This window comes from Niallia taxi (assembly GCF_032818155.1).
Lineage (GTDB): Bacteria > Bacillota > Bacilli > Bacillales > Cytobacillaceae > Niallia > Niallia taxi_A.
In genome coordinates, this window is the sequence record NZ_CP102589.1 from 1 (window position 1) to 11,812 (window position 11,812).

At 37.7% G+C, this 11,812-nt stretch carries 11 protein-coding genes; 2 read left to right on the forward strand and 9 right to left on the reverse strand.

Going from position 1 to position 11,812, the window contains the following annotated elements:
* Window positions 1–293: 293 nt before the first annotated feature.
* From NQZ71_RS00005 to pdxR, 3 genes are all read right to left on the reverse strand, one after another.
* Complete coding sequence (locus NQZ71_RS00005; RefSeq protein WP_144456181.1) at window positions 294–488, reverse strand: Loki-CTERM sorting domain-containing protein; 195 nt, start codon at window positions 486–488, stop codon at window positions 294–296.
* A gap of 167 nt (window positions 489–655) precedes the next feature.
* Window positions 656–1,693 (reverse strand): SepM family pheromone-processing serine protease, encoded by a 1,038-nt coding sequence (locus NQZ71_RS00010; protein ID WP_144456322.1) that lies wholly within the window; start codon window positions 1,691–1,693, stop codon window positions 656–658.
* 90 nt (window positions 1,694–1,783) lie between these two features.
* On the reverse strand, window positions 1,784–3,178 hold the full coding sequence (pdxR, locus tag NQZ71_RS00015) for a MocR-like pyridoxine biosynthesis transcription factor PdxR (RefSeq protein WP_260054033.1): 1,395 nt from the start codon (window positions 3,176–3,178) through the stop codon (window positions 1,784–1,786).
* 110 nt (window positions 3,179–3,288) lie between these two features.
* On the opposite strand from pdxR, the gene NQZ71_RS00020 reads away from it, so the two are divergent.
* On the forward strand, window positions 3,289–3,984 hold the full coding sequence (locus NQZ71_RS00020) for an aspartate/glutamate racemase family protein (RefSeq protein ID WP_317011155.1): 696 nt from the start codon (window positions 3,289–3,291) through the stop codon (window positions 3,982–3,984).
* Between the two features lie 82 nt (window positions 3,985–4,066).
* Here the strand turns inward: NQZ71_RS00020 and NQZ71_RS00025 are convergent, their stop codons facing one another.
* Window positions 4,067–4,891: an STAS domain-containing protein gene (locus NQZ71_RS00025; protein ID WP_317011156.1), complete on the reverse strand. Its 825-nt coding sequence runs from the start codon at window positions 4,889–4,891 to the stop codon at window positions 4,067–4,069.
* Window positions 4,892–5,041: 150 nt separating this feature from the next.
* On the reverse strand, window positions 5,042–5,893 hold the full coding sequence (locus NQZ71_RS00030; protein ID WP_144456187.1) for a VOC family protein: 852 nt from the start codon (window positions 5,891–5,893) through the stop codon (window positions 5,042–5,044).
* A gap of 154 nt (window positions 5,894–6,047) precedes the next feature.
* Here NQZ71_RS00030 and NQZ71_RS00035 point away from each other — a divergent pair, with 154 nt between their 5' ends.
* The gene (locus NQZ71_RS00035; protein ID WP_127740189.1) at window positions 6,048–6,359 is read left to right on the forward strand and encodes a winged helix-turn-helix transcriptional regulator; all 312 of its coding nucleotides are present in this window, start codon (window positions 6,048–6,050) and stop codon (window positions 6,357–6,359) included.
* Between the two features lie 115 nt (window positions 6,360–6,474).
* Here the strand turns inward: NQZ71_RS00035 and NQZ71_RS00040 are convergent, their stop codons facing one another.
* The 4 genes from NQZ71_RS00040 to NQZ71_RS00055 form a co-directional block, all read right to left on the reverse strand.
* Window positions 6,475–6,708, reverse strand: coding sequence for an excisionase family DNA-binding protein (locus tag NQZ71_RS00040; protein WP_127740191.1), 234 nt, complete (start codon window positions 6,706–6,708; stop codon window positions 6,475–6,477).
* A gap of 388 nt (window positions 6,709–7,096) precedes the next feature.
* Window positions 7,097–9,145 (reverse strand): bifunctional diguanylate cyclase/phosphodiesterase, encoded by a 2,049-nt coding sequence (locus NQZ71_RS00045; RefSeq protein WP_260054031.1) that lies wholly within the window; start codon window positions 9,143–9,145, stop codon window positions 7,097–7,099.
* A gap of 192 nt (window positions 9,146–9,337) precedes the next feature.
* On the reverse strand, window positions 9,338–9,937 hold the full coding sequence (locus NQZ71_RS00050) for a class I SAM-dependent methyltransferase (RefSeq protein WP_260054030.1): 600 nt from the start codon (window positions 9,935–9,937) through the stop codon (window positions 9,338–9,340).
* 109 nt (window positions 9,938–10,046) lie between these two features.
* Window positions 10,047–11,717 (reverse strand): glycoside hydrolase family 13 protein, encoded by a 1,671-nt coding sequence (locus NQZ71_RS00055; protein ID WP_275009597.1) that lies wholly within the window; start codon window positions 11,715–11,717, stop codon window positions 10,047–10,049.
* Window positions 11,718–11,812: the final 95 nt, after the last annotated feature.

Below are 11,812 nucleotides of genomic sequence, written 5' to 3' on the forward strand. Positions count from 1 at the left end.
AAATTCTCGCCCGTCTCTCTAGTGCCTATATACCCTTTCTCTTTATACAGCTAACAGGACAGATAACGGGAAAAAGACAAAACAACATATAACCTCTATATTGAGTAAAAAGCTTGGGATAATCCTGCAAAAATTGGACGCGAGGGCATTGGAAAGAACTAATTATAAAGGGATATTCTATTTAAAGACTTTATTTATTAAAACCGAAAATACAAAAAACCGAACTATTAATCAATAAGATAAAATAGGTCGGTTTGATTAAACTTGCATTATTATTTCACAGTAATGCCTGTTTACTTATTCTTATCATTATCACTTTTTTCAATCTTTTCTACAGGTGATTGGCCATGCCAGTCTTCCCTTCTACGGCGTCGGCGCTTTCTGATCTGTATTACGGCTGCGACGACTATAATAATAAAGATGATTGCTATTGGGAAACCAAATACCCCATAAAATATACTAAATACTCCGTTTAAAAAATCATTCATTGTACTACCTCCTTCGCCCATTCTTCAATGATGAAGAAATACGTTCCGTTCTATGTATCCATGTTGATAATATTCCCTAATCCTCTCATTTTAAACTACGTTCTTTTTAATCCATTTAAAAAACAAAAAAAGCGTGGTGAGATAATCACCCGCTTTTTTTCTGTCTATTATTTTGCTGGAAGCTTCTCCAAGTAGTCGATTGCATCTTGTAATGTACTGACAGGCACGATTTTGATGTCATCATAGCCTTCCTCTTTTACTTGCGCTTTAATTTCCTGCTCATTTGTATCATAGCTATTTATGTCCTCTGGAAAGAAGAATATATCCACATCAGCCTTATGTGCCGCAACGATTTTATGCTTTATGCCACCAATTTGGCCAACATTGCCTTCAGCATCCATTGTTCCTGTTCCAGCTACTTTATAGCCCTTCGTCAAGTCTTCCTTGACTAGTTGGTTATATATTTCTAATGAGAACATTAGCCCTGCTGACGGACCGCCAATATTGTCACTGTTTATTTTCACATTAACAGAAGGATCAATCGACATATTGTTTTCTGGATTTATTCCAATCCCGACTTGGCCTGTCTTCTTATCGAGCACAATCATTTCAACAGTCGCCTTTTTCTCCTTGTTATTATGTGTATATTCCAATACTACCTTGTCACCAGCTTTTTTATCCTTTAAGTATGCAATTAAATCCGTTGCCTCTGTAAATGCCTCCCCATCCACCTTATGGATGATATCTCCAACATGAATAACGGATTTTGCTTTCGATGTTTCCAATACGCCCGCGACAAAAATTCCATTATAATCATATTCAACCTTTTCATCAGCAGCATCAAGGCTGGCTATAATAGCATTTTGCTTTGAACTGTCCATCATATGAAGCAGCAAAGAATTATATTCCGCATCTGAAAGGTCACCCTTGACCTCTTCTTCTTTTTTGATTTCCGTATGTGGAGCCAGTAATCCATAAAGCAGTATGTAAGGGTTACTTGCTTTAATAGAGTAAACCGTTGTTAAGTTTAAGCTGCCTGCTTCTGTCTTATCCCCATCCTCTACAGTGACTTTTTCCGCAAGTGGTTCAATAGAACCTGGCTGGTTTAAATAATAAGGAGTTGGAATGAAGAATAATACTAGTAAAATCCCCATTAGTATAAATAAACTTATTTTTAATTTTGCGCTCTTCCCTTTTTGTTCCATCACGAAATAAAACTCCTTACTGTCTTTTCTGGTTTTCTTTTTTATATCATAAAATAAATATTGGTTCATTAAAAAATGATGTAAAACAATTTAGATTTCCCTTTCAAGCACCCTTTTTAAAATGCTGATGCCCTTGGTTATTTCCTCTGGGGCAACACCGCCATACCCTAAAACGGCAAGATGCTTATGCTTGCCCTTTTGCATGCTGTATTGTTCAACAGGATATATGCATACACCCTCCTGTTTCATTCTTTTCATAATATTCTCTGTAAAATGAGCACCTGGGAATTCAACTACGAGATGCATTCCAGCTGCTTTTCCGATAATTCTTGCATCAGGAAAATAGTGTTTGATAACATCTACTAGTACTTGCCTTCGCTCTTGATAAATTTTCTTCATTTTGCGGATATGTCTATCAAAATGCCCTTCCTCCATGAAACGAGCGAGCACATACTGTTCAATGCTCGATGTGTGTCTGTCATTAAACCATTTAAGTTGTTGAAATTCATGCAATAAATTACGCGGCAAAACAACGTAGCCTATTCTCAAAGCTGGAGATAATATTTTGCTGAACGTACCAACATACAGGACATGCTGCTGGTCAATTCCCTGCATCGAGGGAACAGGAGCACCTTCATATGTAAATTCACTGTCATAATCATCCTCCACAATATAGCAGCCGCTTCGTCTTGCATACTCAATCAGCATTAATCTTCGCTGAATGGATAAAATACCACCTAAAGGAAACTGGTGGGAGGGAATAACAAAAAGAAAGTTAGGCGCATCTTCAGGCAACTGCTCGGGAATGATTCCATTTTCATCCACAGGCACTGGATACACCTTCGCATTTGCCATCGCAAAAATATTTCTCATCTCATCTGCAACAGGATCCTCTGATGCAATGAAGCCTTCAGGACTCAAGAGCAGCTCTGTAATTAGCCGCAAAGCCTGCGTTGCCCCCGAGGTGATGATGATTTGATCTGGATCGCATTTTACACCTCTGGCCTTTCGTAAATACTGAGCAAGCACATTTCTTAGTTCCTGGACTCCTCTGGGATCACTATAGCCGAATATATGCTGAGGCGAGTCCATGCATACTTCTTTTGTAAGCTGGCCCCATTTTTTTCTTGGAAAATAATCAGTTGCCGGATTGCCACCGCGAAAATCAATATAAGACTTTTCCGTCTGGAATAAATCTGTTCGCGACTTTTCATGCTCCATATGCTTAATCGTAGTAAGTGTTGTTCCCTTTGAAACATATGTGCCTGCCTTTGGTTTGACCTCTAAAAAGCCTTCAGCTATTAATCGGTCATAAGCTTCCATAGCAATATTGCGTGAGACACCGATAGTTGCAGAAAGCTCTCTTGTTGACAGCAATTTTTGGCCTTCTTTTAAGGTATTGCCAAGGATACTTGTTCTTATTTGCTCATAAATTTGCTGTGTTAAGGATATTGAACTTGACCTGTCTACTGTAATAAATATCATACTAAGCCACCTTCAAATGAACTGGCACTATTAAAGTTTATAAAATGTGGTCCTACTTTATACCAGAATAGCATGTTATGCTTTTGAAAACTATAAACAAAGGAGAAAACATGAAAACAATTGGACTAATCGGCGGACTAAGCTGGGAATCTACAGCAGACTATTATCAAATCATCAATACTTTAGTGAAGGAAGAGCTTGGAGGATTAAATTCTGCCAAATGTTTAATCTATTCCTTTAATATGGAGGAAATGGCTGTTCTTCAGCGGGAAGGAAAATGGGAACAAGCAGCTCAACTAATGGCAGATGCAGCCAAAACATTGGAAACGGGCGGTGCAGAGGTTATCCTTATTTGCACGAACACAATGCATAAGGTGGCACAAGAGGTGCAAGAGGCGATTTCCGTTCCACTTATTCATATCGCACAATCAACAGCACGAAGCATTACAACAAAAGGTCTTAAGAAAGTTGGTTTGCTTGGAACGAAATTTACGATGGAGCAAGACTTCTATAAAGAAGTCCTTAATCTTTATGGTATCGAAACAATCATTCCAGAGGCTTGTGACAGAGAGGATGTTCACTCGATCATTTTTGATGAGCTTTGCCAAGGAAAATTCTTTCCGGAATCAAAGGAACGTTATTTAGAAATCATCCGTAAGCTGCTTGCTGATGGTGCAGAAGGAATTATTCTTGGATGCACAGAAATCCCCCTATTGATTAAGGATGAGGATATCGACATTCCTTTATTCAACACTACTTACCTTCATTCCAAAGAGGCTGTTGACTTCTCCTTTGGCAAGGAATAAAACCATTAAAAAACTGCACCGTAAAAATTTACGGTGCAGTTAATTTTGTTAGGAAGAAAGATAAATGATTGCTGATTACTTACTAAAAAATGGCAATCGCTTTGCTTAGTGTGGATGCAATGGAAATGTCATTAAAGGATAATCCTAACTGAATCGCAGTTGTGGCAATCTCCGGCCTTATACCAGAAAGTGTGGAATGAACTCCAATTAAACTCAAGCCATGAATCAGCTGGAAAATTTGGTGTGCTACCATCGTGTCAATAATAATGACTCCAGACAAATCAATAAACAGCTGTGTGACCTTTTTGTCAGCACATTGTTTAATTGTATTTTCCAAAATAGCAGCAGCACGCGCTGTATCAATGTCGCCAACAAGCGGCAGCAATGCACGGTTTTTGCTGAGCAGGATAACAGGCGAGCTAAGCTCATTAATCATTTCCTGTTGTGCCCGAAGCTGTTTAATGGAGTTTTCATGGAATTGTTCTGTAAATTGGACAATGACAATATCAAATACCCTCACTATGCTCCGGTTCCAAACTGTAATGCGTTCTTCTGGCACATTATTCTGTTTCTGAAATTCCCTCACTAGCTGAAAATATTGCTCTCTCGTTCGGATAAATTCTCTAATGATAAAATGGATAGGAGTTTCTAAGTGCTCCTTATCGGAAGCGATGGCTACCACCCATTCCTGAAAATCCTTCAGAAAACTTTCCTCTTCCTCAATGAATACCTTTGCCAAGTAATAATGAAAATCGTTATTTTGCTTTTTTAATGTTCGAATAATCTCCAGATTATCGGAAGCGTATACACCATTAGGGTCTGTTCTATCCAGGTTTGCATACCATTCATCAGTTAACCTGTCCGCATTTTCAATGAAATAGTTATATAGCTGTTCATTCTTCTGCAAAATATTCCCACCTACTCTAAAATTTATGATTGGAAATTTCAAAGGAAAAAACGACTAATTATCTTCCTCTTATCTATACATCATTATTTAAAATTTTAATAATAAAGTGGGAATTACGCAATTTTTTTTATCACGGAAATTGAAATATATTTAGAGAACTAAACGAATAGTATTTCCAGACGGATCCTTAACATAATAAGCATCATTATCCTTCTTTATCTCTGCATTCATGACTGCCAGTCTTGCGGCCATTTCCTCTCTTGCAGTATGACTTGGGACCTTCAAGTCAAAATATTTCATGCCAGGATTTGTTTCCTTCGGAGCAGGAGCACCGACTCCGTTCCATGTATTAAGGCCGATATGATGATGGTACTTGCCAGTAGATATAAAGTAGGCTTGAGTTCCATATTTCTGGACAATATCAAAGCCTAAGCCTTTCACATAGAAATCTGCCGTTTCCCCTAATTCAGCAACATGAAGATGGATATGTCCCATTTTCGTCCCTTTTGGCAAGCCATTCCACTGTAGTTGACCCCTTGAGTCCAGCACACCTTGGGCATCCATTTGTAATGTATCCATTTTTACAAATTCTCCATCCCAAGCCCATTCATCTGCAGCACGATCGCGATAAATTTCAATGCCATTTCCCTCTGGGTCTCCAAGATATAGTGCCTCACTTACATTATGGTCAGATGCCCCTTGCAGTGGGTAGCCGCTTACCAATAAATGCTGCAATTGTGCACCAAGATCCTCTCTTGTCGGCACAAGAAGAGCAAAATGATATAATCCTGTTGTCCGGCTTCTTTTGTCTTCTGCCTCCTCAAGCTTTTCTAAATATAACAACGCTGTTTTCCCGTCTGCACTTAATGCTGCCTTACTGTCAGTTTGTTCTAATATTTGAAAGCCGATAATCTCTTTATAAAAAGAAATCATCTTGTCTAAATCCTTTACTTTTAATGTTACATGCTCTACATATAAATTTGGGTACTCATGAAAACTCAAGTGAACCCCTCCTGTCATTAATATCTTCATACTTACTTTATGTAAGTAATTATATTTTAATAAACTACAATTGTAAAGTAACTAATTTATAAATGATAATACTTTTACTTAAGGTAATAACTATTGTATAATAGAAAAAAGGAGTGAATTTAGCATGAATCCATCTGTCATTTGCCCAAGGTTTGAAAAAGCCATGGGATTGCTAAGTCAGCGTTGGACTGGTTTGATTATTTATCAGCTCCTAAATGGATCTCAGCGCTTCTGCACCATTGAATCATCTATTGGCATCAGCGGGCGGCTTCTTTCAGAAAGGCTTAAGGAATTAGAAAAACAAGGAATTGTCATACGGGAGGTCTTCCCTGAAATTCCTGTGCGTATAGAATATTCTCTGACTGAAAAAGGCCGTTCATTACAGCCATTAATGAAGGAAATTGAAAAATGGTCGCAAACCTGGCTGGAGCCGTAAGCTGACAAAGCACCCTTTCTGTGTCCAGTTTAGTATTTCCAACTGGCCACAAACACATGAACAAAAGGCGAATGAGCTCTATAGCCATTCGCCTCTTTTTATATAGAAATTTTTGTTAATCTTCATCCTTAATATCTTTATCTTCTGGTATTGGTTCATTTTCCAGTTCTTGTATGAGAAGCTGGTACTTTTCCAGCTGCTTAAAATGAGTCTTAAACTGATCTTTATAAATCAGCACATTTCCTTCCTCATCATGCAATACCCTAACTTTACCCTGCAGCACTAAATTTTCCACATATGACACAGATACAGATAAATATTCAGCTGTTTCTTCTATTGTTAAATACATTATTTTTCACTCCTCGTCTGTCTACTATATCATAAATTCCAGTCTCTACCGTCCGCTTTACTATCTAACTAAGCTTCATAAATATCATACATTCATTACTTTAACTTAATAATACATTAATAGTAGCTAAATGGTTATTGGATATATTAAAGATGTAAGAAGCAATCATATCGGAGGGATGCAAAATGTTAAGCACAATCCTTAATGGTTTATTTCTAGTAGAAGTAATCGGCATTTTCTCACTGATTTTTTATTGTTCTTTTATTCAAAAACCGAAAAAAAGGAGAAACCCGTAAGCAATAGAATACACCTGGATGCATCTCTTTTTTAAACAAAAAAGAGCTTCTTTTTTGTTTAAAACAAATAAAGAAACTCATTGCTTTCAAATTTAATGGATAGTTAATTCACTTATAAATTTTTCCCGCCATTCCTCCAGCTCCGATAGAACCATTGGCTTGGCATAGAAATAGCCTTGAAGCACTTTACATCCATCTACATTATATAAATAGTCCACTTGCTGAGCTGTTTCGACACCTTCAATAACAATATTCAAGTGCAAGGAATTCCCTAAAGCAATAATTGCCTTCATAATTTCCGAATCCTTTCGGGAACCTGGTACGCCGTCAACAAAGGACTTGTCAATTTTCAAAGTAGAAACTGGCAGTCTCTTAAGGTACGATAACGAGGATACTCCTGTTCCAAAATCATCAAGAGCAACTGAAAAGCCACTGTTCCTAAATGCATGTACTGCTTGAATTGCTCCTTCAATATTTTCAACAGCACTTGTTTCCGTCATCTCAAGCTCTAATAGCTCGGGTTCAAATCCATATTTGTCAATTGACTCTCTCAAGTAAGACATAAGCCTTGGAGAAGTCACATAAGGACCAGGAATATTAACAGACACCTGTATTTTTTCTCCATTTTTCTCCCAGCTTGCAATCTGCTGACATACTCTGTCAATCACCCAATCTGTCACATCAAACATTTTGTCTGCTGATTCCAGAATCGGGATAAAAACTGCTGGCGATAAAAATCCATAAATAGGATGGTTCCATCTCAACAAGGCCTCTAAGCCTGCCATTCTCTCAGACACCATTTCCACTTTTGGCTGATATACAAGGTAAAAGTGATTTTCCCTCATAGCCTGTTCTACATCGGCAACAAGTGTGTTCTGGAAGGACTGGATATGAATCTCCGGATTGTAATGTATCACTTCATGTTCATAGCGAACAGAGTGATGGTTTAAGACAGCAATGGCATTTTCATAAAGCAGCTTTTCATCCCGCTTCTTATCAAGAAACGAAAGGGCAAAGACAGTATTAACAATAATCATTCTGTCCTTAATATTTATTGCTGATGACAGAATTGCTGAGATCTGAAAAGCCATTTCCTCCAGTTTTTTATTATCTTCCTTGCTATTACTTATAAACCCAAGTCTATGTCCTTCAATTCGATAGACCGCGACGGTTTTCGGTTTAAGCTTTACTATTAGCTGTTCAATGTATCGGATAATTTCATCACCGAATTCAAATCCATACGTACTATTCCATTTTTCCAGCTCATGAATATGGAGAATGGCTAATCCGGAAACATTTCCAGTATGGATAACATTTTCAAACTGCCTTCTATTTGGCAATCTTGTTAGCGGGTCAAAATAATTAATCCTATAATCAACATAGCGGTCAAGCAATGCCGATAAGCCGGAAATAAGCAGAATCACAAATGTCCCTGCTGCAACGGCTAGAATCAAAATTCCTACATTCATCTCATGCATCATGCTGTAATCTAAATACTTATCTGCAGCCACATAGTACTTCACCGCATACATTCCGGTATAGTGCATACTAGCGACAGCAAGTCCCATTATAATAGAAGTAAACAGCTTTAAAAGCAGATTACTCATATATCTGTTCAAGCGTGCAAAAATAAATAGTGATACAAATGATACTGTTATCGCAATGATTACTGATAAGATAAAATATTTAAGCTGATAAACATACTTTACATCCTTCATGACCATCGCCATCATACCTACATAGTGCATGGCAGAAATACCTATTCCCATGACAATTCCTGAGATTATAATCGTTTTAGTCGAACGATTTCCAGAGCTTGTCATATAAAACGCCAGGAAGGACGCAAGCATCGCAGGCAATACGGAAATAACTGTCAAACCTATATTGTAACTCATCGAAGTAGGAAGCATTAGTGCACTCATCCCGATAAAATGCATGGACCATATCCCAAATCCCATTGTTAGCGATGCAAGGGTCAGCCATACATAGTGATGAAAAAAGCTGTTGTATCTTATTCTCTCATTCATGGATAGAGCAGTATAAGATGAAATACACGCAATAATAATGGATAATGCGACAACAGGCATAGAATAATGGCCTTCTAAATACACTACCTTACTGCTATCTGGCAACAAAAACATAGATTTTTCTCCCTTTTACTCAATTTATAGCAGATTAATGATTAATAGTATTGTAGTTTATCAATTGCCATCACAAACTTTAATCCCATGTCCTTTTTACTATATATATATGACTATATAGGATAATCATTGGTTCTACAAGATATGTAGATACAGTACTTTTTTCCAATTCGCAAAGACTACCTTCCTTGCTTAATAAAGCCTGTAAACAGCAAACTTCTCCCTCGATTCTTTAGGAAAAATAGGGATGGAAAATACAGTTTCTCTTACAAAGGAGGGATGTTCATCCAATAGGAAAATATACTCATCTGATGGATAATATAAAATGATTTTAATGCTTCGCTCATACTGCTCTGTTGAAAATAAGATATTATTTATTACCTTCGTAAAAATCTTGATTGAAAAAGGATTAAAAAAATAAAAGATAGTATCAGCAGGATCGATTGCATATTCTTCGGCTTTGCATAGCAAAAATTGGATGTCTTCCTGCTTCTTATTGCTTCTAAAATAGCTCTGCTTATTTCTCTCTGCATCTGCATAAAACACTTCATTCATTTCAATACCAACACTTTTGAGCTGGAATAAATGGTGAAGCAAAAATTGCATTCTGCCTTTTCCACAGCCAAAATCAACGAGCCGGTCTTCCGGTTGTAGCTGATACTCCTCAAAAAAGACTTTTAAATATTCATATGGAGTCGGTTCATAGCGGTGATAATGAAGTGAGCTATTAAAGCCAGCCTGTTCTCCTTCTGTCTTTATGCGCAGGATTTTATCATAATCTTTTCCCTTCATAGATAGAGCTCCTTTTTTGTCTTACTGTTCTGTACACTCACTATACACTTATTCCAATAAATTGATAAGCAAAAAAAGCTTAACCATATTGGCTAAGCCTTCTTAGGAACTAACTGATGAAATATACTCTTGTTTCGTATGGCTTAAGAGCCGTTTGCTTTCGCAGCTTCTTATCCCTAACGTCATAATTATGAAGGGCAAGCTCTGAATATTTGTAGGTGATTTCGGAAGGAACCTTAAATATCGTCGGCTTATCACTGAAATTGTTAATGATAATTGCCTGTCTTTTCCCTAAGGTTCTTGTATAGACAAACAATCTAGGATGGTTTGCCAATAAAAGCTGATAGCTTCCATAAGTAAACAATGGACTGCCTTTTCTCAAACGTATAAGCTCTTTATAAAAGGCAAGGATAGAATCAGAATCCTGCTCTTGATCCTCGACATTTATCTCAAGATAATTAGGGTTCACACCAATCCAAGTATGATTCGATGTTGTAAAGCCAGCCATATTTTCTTTATTCCATTGCATCGGTGTTCTTGCATTGTCACGGCCCTGCTTCCAGACAACCTTCATGATGTCCTCATGCGGCACACCCTTCTCTGACTCAACTTTATAGAAGTTAATCATGCCAACATCATCATAATCATCAATAGAGGGAAATTGAACATTCGTCATACCGATTTCCTGGCCTTGATATATAAATGGCGTTCCCTTCATAAGGAAATACATGGCAGCAAGCATTTTAGAGCTTTCCTTCCAGTAGCGCTTATCATTTCCCCAAGAAGACACCCTGCGGGGCTGATCATGGTTTTCGATAAACAAAGCATTCCAGCCTCTTCCTTCTAAACCGTTTTGCCATTTGGAGAGTACTTTTTTCAAGGCAATAATATCAACCTTATCTTCATCGTCTTTATTCCATAAACTTAGGAACTCAAACTGAAAAATCATATTGAAATAACCTTGCTCCTCACCAACCCACTTATCTGCATCATCTAAACCGACACCGTTTGCCTCGCCGACCGTCATAATATCATAATTCTTAATTGTTTTATTAGCGAACTCGCTCAAGTATTCATCAATTCCATGAACATTCATCATATAAGGGAAGCTTGGTACATATTCCAAATGATTCGGATTGTATAAATCCGGCAACCCCGGAGCCTTTTTTATATGGGAAATGGCATCTACTCTGTAGCCGTCAATTCCCTTATCAAGCCACCAATTAACCATGTTATAAAGGGCTTCTCGCACTTCTGCATTCTCCCAGTTAAGATCGGGCTGTCTTGCGGAAAATATATGCATGAAGTATTGCTCTGTTTCTTCATCGAACTTCCACGCAGAACCGCTGAAAATAGACTCCCAGTTGTTCGGCTCTTTTCCATCCTTACCGTCTCTCCATATATACCAATCTCGTTTTGGATTGTCTTTCGATGAGCGTGACTCAATAAACCATGGATGCTCATCACTCGTATGATTTATAACCAAGTCTAGAATTAGCTTCATGCCACGTGCATGCACTTCATGAAGAAGCTCATCAAAGTCCTCCATCGAACCGAAATCTTCCATAATATCCTGATAATCAGAAATGTCATATCCATTGTCATCATTCGGTGATTTGTACATAGGAGAAAGCCAAATGACATCAATGCCCAGATCCTTTAGATAATCAAGCTTTGAAGTGACACCCTTTAAGTCACCCACTCCGTCGCCATTGCTGTCCATAAAGCTTCTCGGATAAACTTGATATGCTACACTTTCTTTCCACCATTTTTTGTTCATCTATACGCACCTCATCTATTCAAAAATCCAAAGAGCTACTTTGCACCCCTTGCCTTGCTGGTTCACTGTTTTGATATGTTTCCTATATATTCTAA